Consider the following 18,309-nt stretch of genomic DNA (forward strand, 5'->3'; position numbering starts at 1 on the left):
CCTGCTCACCCTCAACGCGATGGTCCGTGACGACACCGAATTCCAGGCCGCATGATCGTCGACAACACAGTTGCCGGATGCGACCCGCCGTCGGCGGCCCGCTCCGGAATGACGGTGTAGAGAGAGGCGGCGCGAGGACGCTCACCCCGGCCGCCGCCCAGCCATCGCCCGCTCCGCCTCGGCCACCGTGCGGGCGACGATGTCGCGGGCCGAGGGGACGTCGGACACCAGGTCGACGCCTTCGCCGGCCCACAGCACCCGGGTCGACAGGTCGCCGGCGGCGGTCGCGTCGTAGCCGGCGTTCACCTCGGCCCGCCGGGCCGCCAGCTCGTCCTCGCGGCCGTGCCAGCGGGCCGAGAAGTCGTTGCGCACGGCCCGTCCGGGGAAATGAGTCGGCCAGGCGACCCCGCGCACCACGTCGAACACCCGGGTCTGCAGGGTGTCGTCGGCGGCGGCCGCCACCGCGCCCTGCTTCAGGGCGTCGTGCCAGTCGGACTCGGCCGACGCGGCGAACCTAGTGCCCATCAGCACGCCCTCGGCGCCCAGCATCAGGGCGGCGGCCAGGCCGCGCCCGTCGGCGACCGCACCGGCGGCGACCACCGGGATCGGCGCCACCGCGTCGACGACCGCCGGCACCAGCCCGAAGGTACCGCGGACGCTGGCGGCGTGACCGCCGGCGTCGCGGCCCTGGGCGATGATCACGTCGGCGCCGGCGTCGGCCGCCTGCTTCGCCATCTCCAGGGTCTGGACCTGGCAGAACAGCAGGCTGCCCGCCTGTTTCACTCGTCCGGCATAGGGTGTCGGGTCGCCGAACGACAGCATGACGGCCGGCGGCGCGTGCTCCAGGGCGGCATCGAGCGCTTCCGGTCGGTCGGCCAGCGCCCAGGTGACCAGGCCGACGCCGATCCGGGCGTTGCCGGCGGCAGCCATCTCGGCGCGGATCTTCGCGCTGTCGGCATAGCCGGAGCCGATGAAGCCGAAGCCGCCGGCGGCGGTCACGGCGGCGGCCAGCGCGCCGCCGGAGGCGGAGCCCATGGGGGCCAGCAGAATGGGGTGCTCGATCCCGAGCAGGTCGGTCAGGCGGGTCGGAATGGCCATGGCAGTCGAACTCCAGCAGTGAACGAGGAGATCTGGGAACGGGGGATCACGCGGCCTGCGGCAGCGGCGGGCTGACGGTGTCGTCGGGCACGCGGTAGCCGCGCTGCACGGCGGGTCGGGCGGCCAGCGCGGCGTACCAGCGTGCGACGTTCGGGAACTCGGCCAGGTCGATGCGCTGGTGGTCGTAGCGCGAGATCCACGGCCAGACCGCCATGTCGGCGATCGTGTAGTCGGCGCCCGCCACGTACTCGGCCTCGGCCAGCCGGCGGTCGAGCACCCCGTACAGGCGCCTGGCCTCGGCGCCGTAGCGCTCCTCGGCATAGGCCGACTTGCCGGGGTTGTACTGCAGGAAATGCGCGGCCTGGCCGAGCATCGGGCCGATGCCGCCCATCTGCCACATCAGCCACTGCAGGACGTCCCAGCGGGCCGGCCCGGTCGGCATGAAGCGCCCGGTCTTCTCGGCGAGGTAGATGAGGATGGCGCCGGACTCGAACAGCGTCTGGCCGGCCTCGCGGTCGACGATCGCGGGGATCCGGTTGTTCGGCGACAGCGCCAGGAAGTCCGGCCGGAACTGCTCGCCCCTGTAGATGTCGATCGGGTGGACGGCATAGGGCAGCCCCATCTCCTCGAGGGCGATGGAGACCTTGCGGCCGTTCGACGTGCTCCAGGTGTACAGGTCGATCATTGGGGAGTTGCTCCAGGGTGGGTCAGGCGGCCGCGGGCGGCTCGGCGAGGTCGAAGTGGAAGACCTTGGCGATGATCCGCCAGCGGCCGTCGACCAGGATCAGGGTGAGGAAGTCGGTGAAGTACTTGGGCCCGATGGCGCAGTTGACCCGGGCGAAGGCGGTGGTCGGGCCGGCGAACTCGATGCCGGCGATCCGGTCCTGCCGGGGCTCGCCGCGGCTGGCCGGCGAAGGACGGGCGGCGACGATCGGCAGGTACGCGTCCATGCCCAGGTTCACCAGCGGCGCCTCGGTGGCGCAGACGTAGCGGGCGTCCGGGTGGAACACCTGCGACAGGATCTCGGTGTCGCTGAGGTACAGGCCGTCGAAGTAGTCCGACAGGACCTCGACGACCGCGGCGTAGCGCGGGTCCATGGGAACTCCTGTGTCGGGGAGGGGCGGCCCGGGCGGCGTTTCCCGGGCCGCGATCGGGATCAGCCGGTCAGGCCCTCGGCCGCCATCGCCTCGCGGGCGGCGGGCAGGGCGCCGATGCGGGCGACGAACGCCTTCAGGTTCGGCCAGCGCCCGAGGTCGATGCCGACGAAGTTGCACCAGTTGGCGATGGTGAACAGGTACAGGTCGGCGACGCTGACGGTGTCGCCGATCAGGTGCTGGCGGCCGTCGGCCAGCATCGCCTCGACGAAACGCATCCGGTTGGCCACCACCTCCTCGGCCGCCGGGCGGTCGGCGTCGGAAATCGGCGTGCCCGAGAAGAACGGCTTGAACGACTTGTGCAGCTCCGAGGCGATGAAGTTCAGCACCTCCTGCAGCCGGGTCCGGGCCAGCGTCGTCGGGGCCGGGGCCAGGGCGGCGTCGGGCGCCCGGTCGGCGACGTACTGCAGGACCGCGGGCGCCTCGGTGATCGTGTCGCCGCCGTCGAGGGTCAGCGCCGGGACGTAGCCGCGCGGGTTGACGGCCCGGAAGTCGGCGCCGGTCTCGGTGGTCTTGGTTGCGGAATCGACGCGCTCGAGCTCGAACTCCTGGTCGGCCATGCGCAGGGCGATGTGGACGGCGAGCGAGCAGGCGCCCGGCGTGTAGTACAGCTTCATGGGTCGGTCTCCGTTGGTCTCCGGTGGCCCGGAAGGAACGGCGGACAGGTATGGAGCGGGCTATCGGATGTAAACTTGATTTCCTTTCGATACCTGATATTCAGGTTTCCGCCTGGTAACCTGGGGTCACCGATGCCGCTCAAGGTCCGCAAGAACCACAGCCCGAAGCCGCCGCCGTCCTGCCCGCTGACGGAGTGCATGGGCATCATCGGCGGCGCCTGGACGGTCAACGTGATCTGGAGCCTGCGGGCCGGGCCGCGCCGGTTCAGCGAGCTGCGGGTCGACATTCCGCCGGTGTCGCCGAAGGTGCTGACCGCCCGCCTGCGCGAGCTCGAGGCGCGCGGCGTCGTGACCCGCGAGGTCAAGCCGACATCGCCGCCGTCGGTCGAGTACGCGCTGACCGACCTCGGCGCCGAACTGGTGCCGGCGATCGAGGCGATCGTCGAGGTCGGGCACAAGCTGAAGGGCGCGCCGGACGCGCTGGTGGCGAACGGCTGATCCTTCGCGGCTCACCGCTTGGCGGCGAGCACCTCAGGACGACAGAGAATCCTATCGCCCTGAGGTACCCGAAGGGCCGCGAAGGGCAAGCGTCGGCGGCCTAGGCTCCCGGTGCCGCCACGAATCGCAGGTGGCCGGTCTTGATCCAGACCACGGCACCCTCCGGCCCGACGTCGGCCACCGTCTTGCCGTCGCCCGGCAGCCGCAGCCAGGAATGCCGGCGGAACCGTTCGCCCTCCTGAGTGAAGCCGCCGTCCAGCACGAACAGCTCGGCGCCGCCCTGCCAGGCCAGGTCGACCGCGGCCCCGGCGTCCCAGCGCTCGAGGCGGACGTCCTCGCGGGCGTCGCGGAACAGCGGGGTGACGGCCACGCCCGGACGGGCCGCGTCGGCGACCGAACCGATCCTGTTGGTGTCGATCACCACATGGGTCCGGTCGGCAGGGTCGAACTGCCAGAGCTTCACCATGATGGTGCAGCCCTCGGCCGAGCCCGGGGTGTGCCGCGAGGTCGGGGGGTTGCGGACGTAGCTGCCGGCGGGAAAGTCGCCGTGCTCGTCCTGGAACACCCCGTCGAGCACCACGAACTCCTCGCCGCCGCCGTGGACGTGGGCCGGGAACCGGCTGTCCGGGGCGTAGCGGACGATGGTGGTGGCGCGGGCCACCTCGTCGCCGATGCGGTCGAGCATGCGGCGGCTGACCCCGGCTGTCGGCGACTCGATCCACGGGATCTGGTCGGCGTGCATCGCCACGCGCTTGCTGAAGTCGGCGTTGATTTCCATGCCGTTGCCTCCGGCCGGTCGCGGGATCAGGCGGCCATCGCCGCGCTCGGGCGGGCCGAGACGCGGGCGCGCCACGCCTGCAGCCTCGCACAGTCGTCGGGAATCGCCAGCTTCACGAAGTCGGCGAACGCGAAGCCGGCCATCGCGGTGATGTCGGCGACGGTGAAGCGGTCGAGCGCCAGGTAGTCGCGGTCGGCCAGCATGCCGTCCATCCGGCGCATGGTCGCGAGCGCGACCTCTTTCTGGCGCAGGCCCCAGTCCTTGTTCTGGTAGGTCTCGATGTTCGGGCCCAGGCCGTCGGTGGCGTGGTGGAAGTAGGCGGCCACCGCGTCGAGCAGGCCGGCCTCGATCTTGCGCTGGGCCATGTGGATCACCGCGCGCTCCTTGGCGTCGCGCCCGGTCAGCACCGGGTCGCCGGCGGCGTGGTCGAGGTACTCGGTGATCGCCGAGCACTCGGAGATCAGCGTGCCGTCGTCGAGCTCCATCACCGGCACCACACCGGACGGGTTCTTGGCCAGGAAGTCCGGCCGCTTGTGCTCGCCGCCGGGCACGTCGACGTGCACGAACTCGACGCGGTCGAACAGGCCCTTCTCGGCGAGCGCGATGCGGACGCGGGCGGGGTTCGGGAAACCCTTGAACTCATAGACCTTCATGGCCGGCTCCTCGGCGTGGATGGGGGACGATCGAGTGTCTACCTATCGATCGATAGACAACCTGAAAGCGGCATCCCCTCGTGTCAACACCTATCTTCTGATAGAGAGGTGGGCATGACGACCGACAGTCCCTCCGGCAAGGCCGCCGAGATCCTGGACGCCGCCGAGCTGCGGATGCGGCGCGGCGGCTACGACGCGGTCAGCTTCCGCGATCTCGCCGCCGACGTCGGCATCAAGAGCGCCAGCGTTCACTATCACTTCCCGCAGAAGACCGACCTCGGCGCGGCGGTGGTCGAGCGCTACACCGAGCGCATGCTGGAAGCCCTCGGCCGGCCCGACGATCCGGCGGAGACCGTCGACGACCGGCTCACGCGGTTGTGCGACGTCTATCGGCACGCGGCGGTCGACAAGGGGCTGATCTGCCTGTGCTGCGTGCTCGGCAGCCAGTCGCTCGACCTGCCGCCGCCGGTCGCCGGCGCGGTCGGCCGGTTCTTCGAGGGGCTGCTGCAGTGGACCGGGGCCGCGCTCGGCGCTCCGGCGGTCGGGCCGGCGCCAGCGGGCCTGGACCCAGCCGATATCGTCGGCAGCCTGCAGGGCGCCATGGTCCTGGCGATCGCCACCGGCCGGCCCGAGCTGTTCGAGGCGACCCGCCGCCGCCTGCTGCGCCACGGCTGACGGACGACGCCGGCGGGCGGCAATTTCGCCGCCGGGAATTGAGCGAGATCAGGAGCCGGCGGGCCGGTCGCTGCTATCGGTGCAGGGTCCGATCCGCAGGGGCTCAGTGGCATGAGCAGCGTCCGTCCGTTCTCGGCACTCCACGACCGCCCGCCAGCCGACGCCAGCCGGGCGCCGCTTGCCGGCACGGTGCTGTCGGTGCACGGCTCGGTCGTCGACCTGCGGTTCCCGGACGGCGGGTTGCCGGCGATCTACGACGCCGTCGTCATCGAGCGCGACACCGGCTCGCCGCTGCTGGCCGAGGTGCAGCAGCATCTGGACCCCGTGACCGTCCGCACCGTCACCCTCGGCGGGGCCGGCGGCCTGCGGCGCGGCATGCGGGCGCATGCCCCGGGCGGACCGGTCCGGGTGCCGGTCGGCGAGCCGGTGCTCGGCCGCCTGCTGAACGCGATCGGCGAGCCGGTCGACCACGGCGGGCCGCTGCCGGCCGACGTCGCCCGTCGGCCGATCCACGCCCCGGCCCCGGCGCTGCGCCGCCAGAACGTCGCGCTCGAGGTGTTCCACACCGGCATCAAGGTGATCGACCTGCTGGCGCCGATGGTGAAGGGTGGCAAGGCCGCGATGTTCGGCGGCGCCGGCGTCGGCAAGACCGTGCTGATCATGGAGCTGATCCGCACCACCGTGGAGCGGCACTCCGGCATCTCGGTGTTCGCCGGCATCGGCGAGCGTTCGCGCGAGGGCCACGAGCTGCTGCTGGAACTCGAGGACTCCGGGGTGCTGCCGCGCACCGCGCTGGTGTTCGGCCAGATGAACGAGCCGCCAGGCGCGCGCTGGCGGACCGGGCTGACCGCGCTGGCGATCGCCGAGCATTTCCGCGACGACGCCCGTGAGAATGTGCTGCTGCTGATCGACAACGTGTACCGGCTGGTGCAGGCCGGCGGCGAGGTGTCGGGCCTGCTCGGCCGGCTGCCGTCGCGGGTCGGCTACCAGCCGACCCTGGCATCCGAGGTGGCGGAGTTCGAGGAGCGCATCGCCTCGGTGGCGGGCGCGGCCATCACCTCGATCCAGGCGGTCTACGTCCCGGCGGACGACCTGACCGACCCGGCGGTCGCCGAGATCTTCAGCCACCTGGATTCCTCGATCGTGCTGTCGCGCGACATGGCGAGCGAGGGCATGTACCCGGCGGTCGACCCGCTGGGCTCGACCTCGAGCCTGCTGGACCCGCGGCTGGTCGGCGAGGCGCACTACCGGACCGCGCAGGAGGTCCGCAAGGCGATCGCCCACTACCGCGAGCTGCAGGAGATCATCTCGCTGCTGGGCATGGAGGAGCTGAGCGCCGCCGACCGGGCAATGGTCAGCCGGGCGCGGCGGTTGATGCGGTTCCTGACCCAGCCGTTCATGGTGACCGAGGCGTTCACCGGCAAGCCCGGCCGCTCGGTCGAGCTGGAGGACACCCTGGCTGGCTGCCGGGCGATCCTCGACGGCGAGGCGGACGGCTGGGCCGAAAGCTCGCTCTACATGGTCGGCGACCTCGACGAGGCCCGCCGCCGGGAAACCGGGGGCCGGGAAGCGGGGGGCGGCGGGACGTGAAGCTGGTCGTCACCACGCCGTTCGAGGTGGTCGTCGAGTCCGATGAGGTGGCGCATCTGCGCGCCGAGGACGCGACCGGTGCGTTCGGCATCCTGCCCGGGCACGCCGATTTCGTGACCGTGCTGTCGGTCTCGGTCGCGACCTGGCGGGACCGCACCGGCGCCGAGCACCACGTCGCGGTGCGTGGCGGCGTCCTGGACGTCCGTACCGGCGGGCGGATCGCCATCGCGACCCGCGAGGCGGTTCCGGGCGACGACCTGGAGCGGCTGGAGACCGAGGTGCTGTCCCGCTTCCGAGAGCGGCTCGCAGCCGAGCAGGCGGCCCGCACCGATTCGCAGCGGCTGTACCTCGCCGCGATCCGGCAGATCAGCCGGTACCTGCGCCCGGACCAGGGGCCGGTGCGGGTCCGCGAGGGCATGGCCGAGGAACCGGGAGGGCCGGCATGACCGTCGATCCCGACCACCCCAACCATCTCGACGACGCCGTCAAGACCCGGCGCGAGCGGCGCGAGCGCTGGCAGGCCGAGGGCGAGCGCCCGATCGGCCGCAACCTGGCGCTGATCGGCGCGCTCGGATGGACCATCGTGGTGCCGGTCCTGATCGGCATCTTCGCCGGCCGGTGGCTCGACCGGCAGTTCGACTCCGGGATCTTCTGGACCCTCGGGCTGCTGGTCCTCGGGCTGGCTGCCGGCTGCGCCATGGCCTGGAGAAGGATGCAACGCGAATGATCGACCAGATGACCGTCCAGACCGCCGTGGAGCTGCTCGTCGCCGGCGTCGCCGGGTTCGGGCTGGGGCGGCTGTACTTCATGGCGGTGCGGCGGACGGCCGAGCTGTACGGCTCGGCCAGCGACTGGCGGCTGCCGGTGGTGCTGACCGCCGGCCGGGTGCTGGCCGCCGCCGCCGGCTTCGCCCTGGCGGCGCAGTTCGGCGCCGGGCCGCTGCTGGCCGCCTTCCTCGGGTTCCTGGCCGCGCGCCGGCTGGCGGTGCGCGGCGCGCGCGGGGAGGCGGCATGACCGCGACCTCGCCGCTGGCCAGTGCCGTCCTGCTGCAGCTCGGGCCGGTGCCGATCACCCGGCCGGTGGTGACGACCTGGGCGATCATGGCGGTGCTGGCGGTCGGGGCGCACCTGCTGACCCGGCGGCTGCAGGCACGCCCGGACCGCCGGCAGGCCGTGCTCGAGCTGCTGGTGACCGGGATCGCCAGGCAGATCGGCGAGGTGGTCGGCGGCGACCCGCGCCCCCTGCTGCCGCTGATCGCGACGCTGTTCGTCTTCCTGGTGACCGCCAACTTGTCCGGCCTGCTGCCGGGTACCCAGGCGCCGACCGCGACCATCGAGACGCCGGCCGCACTGGCCGCCGTCGTGTTCGCCTCGGTGCACTTCTACGGCGTGCGGGCGCACGGCCCGCTCGGCTACCTCGCCAGCTTCGCCAAGCCGAAGCTGATCATGCTGCCGCTCAACCTGCTGTCCGAGGTCACCCGCACCTTCTCGTTGATGATCCGGCTGTTCGGCAACGTCATGAGCGGGGAGTTCGTGATCGCCCTGGTCGCAGCACTTGCCGGCCTGTTCGTGCCGATTCCGCTGATGGCGCTGGAGGTGCTGGTCGGCGTGGTCCAGGCGTACATCTTCACCGTGCTCGCCACCGTGTTCATCGCCGCCGCCATCGGCGGCGACGGCCCTGCTTGAGGAGGCTCCATGAATCCCGAACTGCTCAGCATCATCGGCGCGGTCGTCGCAGTGTCGGTCGGCTCGATCGGACCGGCGCTGGCGGAAGGCCGGTCGGTGGCGGCGGCGCTCGACGCGATCGCCCGCCAGCCGGAGGCGGCGGGCACCATCTCGCGGACGCTGTTCGTCGGTCTCGCGATGATCGAGACCATGGCGATCTACTGTCTGGTGGTGGCGTTGCTGCTGCTGTTCGCCAACCCCTACGCGGGGTGACCATGGTCTTCGACTGGTGGACCCTGGCGCTGCAGGCGGTCAACCTCGCGATCCTGGTGTGGCTGCTGCATCGCTTCCTCTACAGGCCGGTCCTGCGGGTCGTCGACGCGCGCCGCGCCGAGATCGACGGACAGTACGCCGCGACTGCCCGGGCCAAGGCCGAGGCCGAGGCGCTGCGCGCCGAGGTGGAGACGGAACGGGCCGCGATTCCGGCCGACCGGGCGGCCGCCCTGAAGGCCGCGACCGCCGAGGCCGAGCAGGCCGCGACCGAGCGGCTCGAGCAGGCCGAGCGCCAGGCCGCCGACATGCTCCGGGCCGGTCGCAGCACCCTCGCCGAGGAGCGCGCTCGGGCCGAGACCGAGCTGCGGAGCATGGCTGTCGAGCTCGGCGCCGAGATCGCCGGCCGGCTGCTGGCGGACATTCCGGCCGAGCACCGCGCCGCGATCTGGATGCACCGCATCGAGTCGCATCTCGCCGAGCTGACCGAGGCGCAGCGCACCGAGCTGGTCGCCGGAACCGGCGAGGGCACCGACGGGGGCACCCGGGTCTGCGTGGTCACTGACAGTGCCCTGCCGGAGCCGGTCCAGGGCGACTGGCGGGCCCGGCTGCAGGCCGCACTCGGGACCACGTTCGCGGTCGAGTTCGAGACCGACGACGCGCTGCTGGCCGGGGCCGAGCTGCATTTTCCGAATACCGTGCTGCGGTTCTCCTGGCGCAGCGCCCTCGCCGCCATCCGATCGGAGCTCGCCGCCGATGAGCACGCTGGCTGACGATCTCCGCGGCTGGCTGGGCCGCAACAGCGGGCGGATCGCCGAGCTGTCGGCGGCGCCGCGGTTCGAGCGGATCGGGCGCGTCGAGCGGGTCGGCGACGGCGTGGCCACGGTCTCCGGCCTGCCGGACACCCGCCTGGACGAACTGCTGACCTTCGAGAACGGCGTACAGGGGCTGGCGGTCGAGCTCGACGCCGAGACCATCGGCTGCATCCTGCTGGGCGATGCGTCGGGAATCTCGGCCGGCGGGCTGGTGCACGGCACCGGAACGGCCGCCCGGGTGCCGGTCGGCGACGGGTTGCTTGGCCGGGTGGTCGATGCGCTCGGGGCACCGCTGGACGGCGGGGCACCGCCGGTCGGGACCGCGCGGGTGGCGGTCGAGCAGCCGGCGCCGGCGATCGTCGACCGCGCACTGGTGAGCCGCCCGCTGGCTACCGGCATCCTGGTGGTGGACTCGATGATCCCGATCGGCCGTGGCCAGCGCGAGTTGATCATCGGCGACCGCGGCACCGGCAAGACCGCGGTCGCGGTCGACGCCATCATCAACCAGCGCTCCTCCGACGTGATCTGCGTCTATGCCGCGGTCGGCCAGAAGGCGTCGTCGATCGCCCAGGTGATCGACGCGGTGCGCCGATACGGAGCACCGGAGCGCTGCCTGTTCGTGGTCGGCGAGGCCGACGACGCGCCCGGCCTGCAATGGCTGACGCCCTATGCCGCCTGCACCATGGCGGAGCATTTCATGGGCCGCGGCCGCGACGTGCTGCTGGTCATCGACGACCTGACCAAGCACGCCGCCGTGCACCGCCAGGTCTCGCTGCTGCTGCGCCGGCCGCCCGGGCGCGAGGCGTATCCCGGCGACGTGTTCTACCTGCACGCCCGGCTGCTGGAGCGCTCGGCCCGGCTGTCGGCCGAGCTCGGCGGCGGCTCGCTGACCGCGCTGCCGATCGCCGAAACCCAGGCCGGCAACATCAGCGCCTACATCCCGACCAACCTGATCTCGATCACCGACGGCCAGATCTACCTGGATCCGCGGCTGTTCAACGAGGACCAGAAGCCGGCGGTCGACGTCGGCCGCAGCGTCTCGCGGGTCGGCGGCAAGGCGCAGGCGCCGGTCCTCAAGGAGTTCGCCGAGAGCCTGCGGCTGACCTATGCGCAATACGTCGAGCTGGAGGTGTTCACCCGGTTCGGCACCACGGTCGACGAACGGACCCAGGCGCGGATCGAGCACGGCCGGCGGATCCGGGCGGTGCTTGGCCAGCGGCAGTTCGCGGTCGGCAGCCTGGGCGAGCAGGTGGCGCTGCTGTTCGCGGTCGCCGAGGGCGTCCTCGACCGCCTGCCGCTCGATGCCGTCGAGCGGTTCCGCGCCGAGCTGACCGGTTGGCTGAAGGAGCGCTGCCCCGAGATCCTGGCGGTCGACGACCAGTCGCCGCCGTTGCCCGAGGACCTGCGCGCCCGCCTGCGGCCGGCGGTCGCCGACCTGGTCGAGACTGTCCGCGCGACCGCGGCCGGTCCGGGGCCGGCCTCTTGACCAGGCTCGCCGACATCGAGCGCCACATCGGCAGCATGACCGAGCTGCTGGACATCGTCGGCGCCATGCGCTCACTGGCCAGTATGCGGCTGCAAGAGGCCCAGCGCGCGCTGCCGGGGATGCGCAGCTACGCCGAGGCGGTCGCCGCGGCGATCGCCGATACCCTGCCGCTGGTCGAGGGCGTCGAGGGGACGCCGACGGTCGCCGGCGGCCGGCTCGCCCTGGTCCTGTGCACCGCCGAGCACGGCTTCGTCGGTGGTTTCAACGAGCACCTCATGGAGGCGGCACTCGCCCGGATCGACCCGGACGACGCACTGCTCGTGCTCGGTACCCGCGGCGCCACGCTGTCGGCCGAGCGGGGCCGGCCGGCCGATTGGACCCACCCGATGGCCAGCCGCTGCCCGGCGGTTCCGGAGGTGGTCAACCGGCTGTCCCTGGAACTCTACCGACGCATCGCCGGCGGCGAGGTCGGCCGGGTCGAAGTGATGTTCGCCCGTTGTCGTGCCGGCGGCGGCTCCACGATCGAGCGGCATCCGGTCCTGCCCGTCGATCCGGCATCGCTCGGTCCCGGAAGCCTGCGGCAGCCGCCGATCCACACCCTGCCGCCGGCGGTGCTGCAGGAGAAGCTGGTCGGCGAGTACGTGTTCGCCCTTCTGGCCGAAGCGCTGGTCGAGTCGCTGGCCAGCGAGAACGCCGCCCGCTTCCTGGCGATGGAGGCGGCGCGCGACAACGTCTCCCGGAAGCTGGCGGAGCTGGGCGCCGAGGCCCGGCACGCCCGGCAGTCGGAGATCACCGACGAGCTCCTCGACCTGGTCACCGGCGCCGAGGCGGTGACCCGGGGCGGGTGAAGCGCAGCCTCAGCTCAGAGTCGCCGTCTCGCCATGCTCGGGGACATGGCAGTTCCAGCCGAGCTCCTCCGCGATGCGGTGGCGCAGGGTGTCGGCGGCGGCCGGCTCGCCGTGCACCACGAAAATCTCCTGCGGCGGCTGCTCGAAGCCCCGCAGCCAGGTCATGATCTCGTCGGCGTCGGCGTGCGCGGAGAACATCTGCAGGTTGTCGACCTCGGCGCGGATCGGGATGTACTGGCCGTGGATCTTCACGCTGTCGGCGCCGGCGGTCATCGCCGCGCCGCGGGTGCCGCCGGCCTGGAAGCCGGCGAACAGGATCATGTTCCGGGGATCCGGTGCGTAGTGCTTGATGTGATGCAGCACCCGTCCGCCGGTGGCCATGCCGGAGGCCGAGATGATCACCTTCGGCATCGGGTTGGCGTCGAGCGCCTTCGACTCCTCCGGGTCCTGCACGTAGCGGGCGACCGAGCAGGCGGCCCGGGCCTGCGCCGCGGTCAGCTTGTGGACCCGGTGGTTGTGGCAGAACAGCTCGCTGGCATCGATGCTCATGGGGCTGTCGAGGAACACCGGAAGGTCGGGAATCCGCCGGGAATCCTTGAGCTGCCGGAGATGGTACATCAGGGTCTGGGCGCGCCCGACTGCGAACGACGGGATGACGACGGTGCCGCCGCGGGCCGCCGCCCGGTTGATCGCCGAGGCGAGCACGTCCTCCGGGTCGGCGGTGTCGTGGCGCCGGTCGCCGTAGGTCGATTCCACGAGCAGCCAGTCGGCCCGGCGGATCGGTGTCGGGTCGAGCATGGTGGCGCTGTCGTAGCGCCCGAGGTCGCCGGAGAACACGATCCGCCGGTTCCCGGCGGTCATGGTCACGATCGCCGCGCCCAGGATGTGGCCGGCCGGGTCGAAGCGCGCCGCGAACGGGCCGGCGATCTCCTGCCGATCGCCGAAATGCACCGTCTCGAACAGCTCCAGCGCGGCGTCGGCGTCGGCCCGGGTGTAGAGCGGCAGGGCCGGGCGGTGCTTGGAGAAGCCGTGCCGGTTGGCGAACTCGGCATCCTTCTCCTGCAGGTGGGCGGCGTCGGGCAGGAGGATGTCGCACAGGTCGCGGGTCGCATCGGTGGCGAAGATCGGCCCGCGGAATCCGTCGTGCACCAGCTTGGGCAGGTAGCCGGAGTGGTCGATATGGGCGTGGGTCAGCACCACCGCGTCGATCGTCGAGGGCGTGACCGGCAGGCGCGCCCAGTTCCGCAGCCGCAGCTGCTTGAAGCCCTGGAACAGGCCGCAATCGACCAGCACCCGCGTGTCTCCTGCCTGTAGCAGGTACTTCGAGCCGGTGACGGTTCCGGCGCCGCCGAGAAACTGGATCGTGGTCTGCATCGGCCTTCTCCCTCGGAGCCCGGCACCGGGCGGCCGGACGCGGTCCCCAGCCTAGGCCGGTTGTCGTCGGCTGTCAGGTCGTCGCCCGGGGGGCGGCGGTTGATCTTCCTCAATGCCGGCGCGGCGGCCGGGGGCCATCGTGCCCCGGATGCCTTCCGACCGCCGCCGGGGCGGATCGTTCGCCGCGAGAGGACCCCACGATGAAGACCGTCACCTGGATCCTGACCGCCGACCACCAGCATGCCCGCGTCTATTCCTGCACAGGGCCGGGCGCCGGGCTGAGCCCGGTCGACGAGATGACCATGGACGACCACCTGCCGGTCAGCCACGAGGCCGGTTCGCATCGCCCGGACCTCGGCTATGCCTCCAAGGGCGGGCCGAGCCACGGCTACGAGCCGCGCACCACGCCGCACGACCAGGCCGCGCTGAAGTTCGTCGACCGGGTCGCGGCGGCCCTGGAGGCGGCGACCAGGGAGGACGCGTTCCAGCGCCTGGTGGTCGCGGCACCGCCGAGGGCGCTGGGCGAGCTGCGCCAGCGGCTGCCCGAGTCGGTCAAGGGCAGGGTGGTCGGCGAACTCGACGCCGACCTGGTGAAGGAGCCGGTCGCGGCGGTCCGGCAGCACGTCGAACGCTTCCTCGCCTGACCGCGGTCTTCCCGGTCGGCTACAGTGCACGACCATGAAGGCGATGGTTCTCGACAGGCCTGGGGCGCCGTTGCGTCCGGCGGAGATCGAACGCCCCGTCGCCGGGGCTGGCGAGGTCGTGGTGCGGGTGGCGGCCTGCGGCGTCTGCCGCACCGATCTCCACGTGGTCGACGGCGACCTGACCGGGCCCAAGCTGCCGCTGGTGCCCGGCCATGAGATCGTCGGCACGGTCGATCAGATCGGCCCAGGTGTGCGCGGATTCAGCATCGGGCAGCGGGTCGGGATACCGTGGCTCGGCCGGACCTGCGGCCAGTGCCGGTACTGCCGGATGCACCGCGAGAACCTGTGCGACCACCCCGGCTTCACCGGCTATCAGATCGACGGCGGCTACGCGGAATACGCCAAGGCTGCCGCCGACTACTGCTTCCCGATACCCGAGCGCTACGGGGACGTGGAGGCGGCGCCTCTGCTGTGCGCCGGCCTGATCGGCTACCGCGCCTGGCGGATGGCGGGCGAGGCGCAGGTCCTCGGGCTGTACGGCTTCGGGGCGGCCGCCCACATCGTCGCCCAGGTGGCGGTGGCGCGCGGTCAGCGGGTCTACGCGTTCACCCGCCCGGGCGACCGGGAGGCCCAGGGCTTCGCGCGTCGGCTCGGGGCGCACTGGGCCGGCGGGTCCGACGAACTGCCGCCGGAGCCGCTCGACGCGGCCATCCTGTTCGCCCCGGTCGGCGCCCTGGTGCCGGCGGCGCTGCGGGCGCTCCGCAAGGGCGGCCGGGTGGTGTGCGCCGGCATCCACATGTCGGACATTCCGGGCTTCCCCTATCGGCTGCTCTGGGAGGAACGGGAGATCGTGTCGGTGGCGAACCTGACCCGCGACGACGGCCGGGAGTTCCTCGAACTGGCTGGACGGATCGACATCCGGACGGAAACCATCGCCTATCCCCTGGAGCAGGCGAACGCGGCGCTCGACGATCTCCGCGGCGGCCGGTTCCAGGGCGCGGCCGTTCTCGTACCGTGAACGAGACATCGCCCGGCCCGCCCCCCGGCCCGCCTCCCGGCCCGCCCCCCGAGCCACACTCGCTGGCTCCGGCGGATGTGGCGCGGGCGCTCGACGTCGATCCGGCGGTCGGCCTGACCGGGGCCGAGGCCGCGCGCCGGCGGCGCGTTCACGGCCCGAACGAGCTGCGGCGGCGGCCGACCCGGTCGCTGGCCGCGATCCTGGTCGACCAGTTCAAGAGCCTGATCACGGTGCTGCTCGGTTCGGCGGCGATGCTGTCGGCGGCCTTCGGGCACTGGACCGAGGCCGGCGCGATTCTCGCCGTCATCGTCATCAACGCCCTGATCGGGTTCTTCACCGAATGGCGGGCGGTGCGGTCGATGGAGGCGCTGCGCAGCCTGACGGTGCACAGCGCCCGGGTCCGCAGGGACGGCGAGGTGATCGAGGTACCGGCGCGCGCGCTGGTGCCGGGGGACGTCGTCCTGATCGAGGGTGGCGACGTGGTGGCCGCCGATCTTCGCCTGATCGAGGCGTCCAAGCTGCAGTGCGACGAGTCGGTGATGACCGGCGAGTCGCTGCCGGTCGCCAAGCAGGTCGCGCCGGTTCCGGCCGCGACCGCGCTGGCGGACCGGGTCGACATGGCGTTCCAGGGCACCGCCGTGACCCGGGGCAGCGGCGCCGGCCTGGTCGTCGCCACCGGCATGGGCAGCGAGCTCGGGCGGATCGCCGCCCTGGTCGAGGAGGCCGAGCCCGAGCGCACCCCGCTGGAGCGGCGCATCGAGGCGCTCAGCCGTCAGCTCGTCTGGCTGACGCTCGGGCTCGCCGCGGTGATCGCGGCGTCGGGGATCGCCGCCGGCAAGCCGGTGCTGCTGATGCTGGAGACCGCGATCGCGCTGGCCGTGGCGGCGGTGCCGGAGGGGCTGCCGATGGTCACCACCCTGGTGCTGGCCCGCGGCATGTGGCGGATGGCGCGCCGCAATGCCCTGATCGAGCGGCTGTCGGCGGTCGAGACCCTGGGCGCCACCACCGTCATCCTGACCGACAAGACCGGCACGCTGACCGAGAACCGCATGGCCGCGACCCGGCTGCACCTGCCGTCCGGGGACCGAACGCTCGAGCCGGACGGCGAGCCGGAGCCGTTTGCCGAGGGCACGGCGGATCGACGGGCCCTGGAGGTCGCCGCGCTGTGCAACAACGCGACGCTCGGGCAGAACGACGTGGCGACCGGCGATCCGACCGAGCTCGCCCTGCTACGCCTGGCCAAGCGCTTCGGGCTCGACCGGGGCGAACTGGTCGGTGCCTGGCCGGAAGTCCGCGAGGACGCCTTCGATTCCGATCAGAAGATGATGGCGACCGTGCACGCGGTCGACGGCGGGTTCCTGTATGCCGTGAAGGGGGCGCCGGAAGCGGTGCTGGCGGCGGTCGTCGCGGTCGCCGGCGCCGAAGGCGACCGCCCGGTCTCGGGCGACCGGCTGGACGCCTGGCGAAGCCGGGCGGAGGCGCTGGCGGACAAGGGGCTGCGGGTCCTCGCCCTGGCCAGCAAGCGCTCGGGCTCAGCCGGCGAGCCGGCCTATGCGGGGCTGACCCTGCTCGGGCTGGTCGGGCTGGAGGATCCGCCGCGCGGCGACGTGGCGCCGGCGATCGCCGCCTGCAAGGAGGCCGGCATCCGGGTGGTGATGGTAACCGGCGACCACGCGGCGACGGCCGGTCAGATCGCCGAGCATGTCGGTCTGCCCGAGCCGGACTCGCTGCCGGCGCTGGAAGGCAGCGCGATCGCGCGGCTCGACGAGCTGTCGGCCGAGCAGCGCCGCGAGCTGATGCGCCGGGCGGTGTTCGCGCGGGTCAGCCCGGCCCAGAAGCTCGACCTGATCCGGCTGTACCAGGAGGCCGGCGAGATCGTGGCGATGACCGGCGACGGCGTGAACGACGCGCCGGCGCTGCGCAAGGCGGACATCGGGGTGGCGATGGGCCAGCGCGGATCGCAGGTCGCCCGCGAGGCCGCCGACATGGTGCTGCGCGACGACGCCTTCGCCTCGATCGCCGCCGCCGTCGAGCATGGCCGCGTGATCTTCGCGAACATCCGCAAGTTCCTGATCTACCTGCTGTCGTGCAATCTGAGCGAGATCCTGGTGGTCGGAATTGCGGCGCTGGCCGACCTGCCGTTGCCGCTGCTGCCGCTGCAGATCCTGTATCTCAACCTGGTGACCGACGTGTTCCCGGCCTTCGCGCTCGGCGCCGGCGAGGGCGAACGCGACGTGATGAGCCGGCCGCCGCGCTCGCCGCGCGAGCCGATCCTGGCGCGCCGGCATTGGCTGGCGATCGCCGGCCATTCCACGGTCCTGACGGCGGCGACCCTGACGGCGTTCCTGTCGGCGGTGTGGTGGCTCGGGCTGTCGGCGTCGGACGCCGTCACCGTCTCCTTCGTCACGCTGGCGCTGGGCCAGCTCTGGCACGTCTTCAACATGCGCGACCGCGGAAGCTCGCCGGTCGTCAACGAGATCACCCGCAATCCGTATGTGTGGGCGGCACTGGCCCTGTGCATCGGCCTCGTGGCCATCGCGGTCTACGCCCCGCCGCTGGCCGGGGTCCTGGCGCTGGCGCCGCCCCCGATGCCGGCGATGACGCTGGCGATCGGCCTCAGCCTCGTGCCGTGGGCGGTCGGGCAGGTCGCGAAGTCGGCGCCCCGGCTGCCTTAGGCGGTGAGGTGGCCGGCCACCCATTCGCGGATCGTCGCCTGGCTCATCGCCCCGCTGTGCCGGGCGATCTCGCGGCCGCCGCGGAACAGCGCCAGGGTCGGAATGGCCCGGATGCCGAAGCGGGCGGCCAGCGCCGGCTCCGCCTCGGTGTCGACCTTGGCCAGTCGTACGGCCGGCTCGAGATCGCCGGCGATCGCCTCGAACGCCGGTGCCATGGCCCGGCACGGCCCGCACCACGGCGCCCAGAAATCCACCAGAACCGGCAGGTCGGCGGCGGCGACGTGCCGGTCGAAGCGGCCGGCGTCGAGCGCGATGGGGTGGCCGGTGAACAGCCGCTTGCCGCAGCGGCCGCAGGTCCCGCGGTGGCCGCGCCGTTCCGCCGGCATCCGGTTCAACGCATCGCAGTGCGGACAGGGAATGGTGATCGTCGACGTCATGGCACGGTTCGCCGG

At 72.4% G+C, this 18,309-nt stretch carries 22 protein-coding genes; 14 read left to right on the forward strand and 8 right to left on the reverse strand.

Going from position 1 to position 18,309, the window contains the following annotated elements; translation table 11 throughout:
- Positions 1-141: 141 nt before the first annotated feature.
- Genes IE246_RS19735 through gstA form a run of 4 tightly spaced genes read right to left on the reverse strand, consistent with a single transcriptional unit; the run spans position 142 to position 2,869 of the window.
- Entirely contained in the window at positions 142-1,098 is a 957-nt protein-coding gene (locus IE246_RS19735) for an NAD(P)H-dependent flavin oxidoreductase (RefSeq protein ID WP_189992874.1), read from the reverse strand.
- Positions 1,099-1,144: 46 nt separating this feature from the next.
- Positions 1,145-1,783 carry a glutathione S-transferase family protein gene (locus tag IE246_RS19740; RefSeq protein WP_189992876.1) on the reverse strand — a complete coding sequence of 213 codons (639 nt, stop codon included), beginning with the start codon at positions 1,781-1,783 and terminating at the stop codon, positions 1,145-1,147.
- A gap of 22 nt (positions 1,784-1,805) precedes the next feature.
- Positions 1,806-2,195, reverse strand: a complete 390-nt coding sequence (locus IE246_RS19745; RefSeq protein WP_189992878.1) for a nuclear transport factor 2 family protein — start codon at positions 2,193-2,195, stop codon at positions 1,806-1,808.
- A gap of 59 nt (positions 2,196-2,254) precedes the next feature.
- Complete coding sequence (gene gstA / locus IE246_RS19750) at positions 2,255-2,869, reverse strand: glutathione transferase GstA (protein WP_189992880.1); 615 nt, start codon at positions 2,867-2,869, stop codon at positions 2,255-2,257.
- 132 nt (positions 2,870-3,001) lie between these two features.
- Between gstA and IE246_RS19755 the strand changes: the two genes are divergently transcribed.
- Entirely contained in the window at positions 3,002-3,367 is a 366-nt protein-coding gene (locus IE246_RS19755) for a winged helix-turn-helix transcriptional regulator (RefSeq protein ID WP_189992882.1), read from the forward strand.
- 100 nt (positions 3,368-3,467) lie between these two features.
- On the opposite strand, the gene IE246_RS19760 is transcribed toward IE246_RS19755, so the two are convergent.
- The gene (locus tag IE246_RS19760) at positions 3,468-4,145 is read right to left on the reverse strand and encodes a cupin domain-containing protein (RefSeq protein ID WP_189992884.1); all 678 of its coding nucleotides are present in this window, start codon (positions 4,143-4,145) and stop codon (positions 3,468-3,470) included.
- A gap of 26 nt (positions 4,146-4,171) precedes the next feature.
- Positions 4,172-4,798 carry a glutathione S-transferase family protein gene (locus IE246_RS19765; RefSeq protein ID WP_189992886.1) on the reverse strand — a complete coding sequence of 209 codons (627 nt, stop codon included), beginning with the start codon at positions 4,796-4,798 and terminating at the stop codon, positions 4,172-4,174.
- A 114-nt stretch (positions 4,799-4,912) separates the two neighbouring features.
- Between IE246_RS19765 and IE246_RS19770 the strand changes: the two genes are divergently transcribed.
- The 10 genes from IE246_RS19770 (at position 4,913) to IE246_RS19815 (ending at position 12,146) form a co-directional block, all read left to right on the forward strand.
- Complete coding sequence (locus IE246_RS19770; protein WP_189992889.1) at positions 4,913-5,473, forward strand: TetR/AcrR family transcriptional regulator; 561 nt, start codon at positions 4,913-4,915, stop codon at positions 5,471-5,473.
- A gap of 111 nt (positions 5,474-5,584) precedes the next feature.
- Positions 5,585-7,063, forward strand: coding sequence for a F0F1 ATP synthase subunit beta (atpD, locus tag IE246_RS19775; protein WP_189992890.1), 1,479 nt, complete (start codon positions 5,585-5,587; stop codon positions 7,061-7,063).
- Positions 7,060-7,509, forward strand: a complete 450-nt coding sequence (locus IE246_RS19780; RefSeq protein WP_189992892.1) for a F0F1 ATP synthase subunit epsilon — start codon at positions 7,060-7,062, stop codon at positions 7,507-7,509. The genes atpD and IE246_RS19780 overlap by 4 nt, the downstream gene beginning before the upstream one ends.
- Positions 7,506-7,790: an AtpZ/AtpI family protein gene (locus IE246_RS19785; RefSeq protein ID WP_189992894.1), complete on the forward strand. Its 285-nt coding sequence runs from the start codon at positions 7,506-7,508 to the stop codon at positions 7,788-7,790. The genes IE246_RS19780 and IE246_RS19785 overlap by 4 nt, the downstream gene beginning before the upstream one ends.
- Entirely contained in the window at positions 7,787-8,077 is a 291-nt protein-coding gene (locus IE246_RS19790; RefSeq protein WP_189992896.1) for an N-ATPase subunit AtpR, read from the forward strand. The genes IE246_RS19785 and IE246_RS19790 overlap by 4 nt, the downstream gene beginning before the upstream one ends.
- The gene (locus IE246_RS19795; RefSeq protein ID WP_189992898.1) at positions 8,074-8,748 is read left to right on the forward strand and encodes a F0F1 ATP synthase subunit A; all 675 of its coding nucleotides are present in this window, start codon (positions 8,074-8,076) and stop codon (positions 8,746-8,748) included. The genes IE246_RS19790 and IE246_RS19795 overlap by 4 nt, the downstream gene beginning before the upstream one ends.
- A 9-nt stretch (positions 8,749-8,757) precedes the next feature.
- Complete coding sequence (locus tag IE246_RS19800) at positions 8,758-9,000, forward strand: F0F1 ATP synthase subunit C (RefSeq protein WP_189992900.1); 243 nt, start codon at positions 8,758-8,760, stop codon at positions 8,998-9,000.
- A gap of 2 nt (positions 9,001-9,002) precedes the next feature.
- Entirely contained in the window at positions 9,003-9,770 is a 768-nt protein-coding gene (locus IE246_RS19805; RefSeq protein ID WP_189992902.1) for a F0F1 ATP synthase subunit B family protein, read from the forward strand.
- Complete coding sequence (locus IE246_RS19810; RefSeq protein WP_189992904.1) at positions 9,754-11,298, forward strand: F0F1 ATP synthase subunit alpha; 1,545 nt, start codon at positions 9,754-9,756, stop codon at positions 11,296-11,298. The genes IE246_RS19805 and IE246_RS19810 overlap by 17 nt, the downstream gene beginning before the upstream one ends.
- Positions 11,295-12,146, forward strand: a complete 852-nt coding sequence (locus tag IE246_RS19815) for a F0F1 ATP synthase subunit gamma (RefSeq protein ID WP_189992906.1) — start codon at positions 11,295-11,297, stop codon at positions 12,144-12,146. The genes IE246_RS19810 and IE246_RS19815 overlap by 4 nt, the downstream gene beginning before the upstream one ends.
- Before the next feature lie 9 nt (positions 12,147-12,155).
- On the opposite strand, the gene IE246_RS19820 is transcribed toward IE246_RS19815, so the two are convergent.
- Positions 12,156-13,520, reverse strand: a complete 1,365-nt coding sequence (locus IE246_RS19820) for an MBL fold metallo-hydrolase RNA specificity domain-containing protein (RefSeq protein ID WP_189992908.1) — start codon at positions 13,518-13,520, stop codon at positions 12,156-12,158.
- Between the two features lie 200 nt (positions 13,521-13,720).
- Here IE246_RS19820 and IE246_RS19825 point away from each other — a divergent pair, with 200 nt between their 5' ends.
- Genes IE246_RS19825 through IE246_RS19835 form a run of 3 tightly spaced genes read left to right on the forward strand, consistent with a single transcriptional unit; the run spans position 13,721 to position 17,857 of the window.
- Positions 13,721-14,164, forward strand: a complete 444-nt coding sequence (locus IE246_RS19825; RefSeq protein ID WP_189992910.1) for a host attachment protein — start codon at positions 13,721-13,723, stop codon at positions 14,162-14,164.
- A 34-nt stretch (positions 14,165-14,198) separates the two neighbouring features.
- Positions 14,199-15,182 (forward strand): zinc-dependent alcohol dehydrogenase family protein, encoded by a 984-nt coding sequence (locus tag IE246_RS19830; RefSeq protein WP_189992912.1) that lies wholly within the window; start codon positions 14,199-14,201, stop codon positions 15,180-15,182.
- Complete coding sequence (locus IE246_RS19835) at positions 15,179-17,857, forward strand: cation-translocating P-type ATPase (protein ID WP_268245288.1); 2,679 nt, start codon at positions 15,179-15,181, stop codon at positions 17,855-17,857. Before IE246_RS19830 ends, IE246_RS19835 begins: the two co-directional genes overlap by 4 nt.
- Here IE246_RS19835 and trxC read toward each other — a convergent pair.
- Positions 17,854-18,294, reverse strand: coding sequence for a thioredoxin TrxC (trxC, locus tag IE246_RS19840; protein ID WP_189992913.1), 441 nt, complete (start codon positions 18,292-18,294; stop codon positions 17,854-17,856). The two genes, IE246_RS19835 and trxC, sit on opposite strands and share 4 nt — an antisense overlap.
- Positions 18,295-18,309: the final 15 nt, after the last annotated feature.

The organism is Thalassobaculum fulvum, assembly GCF_014652915.1.
In the GTDB taxonomy this organism is placed as follows: domain Bacteria; phylum Pseudomonadota; class Alphaproteobacteria; order Thalassobaculales; family Thalassobaculaceae; genus Thalassobaculum_A; species Thalassobaculum_A fulvum.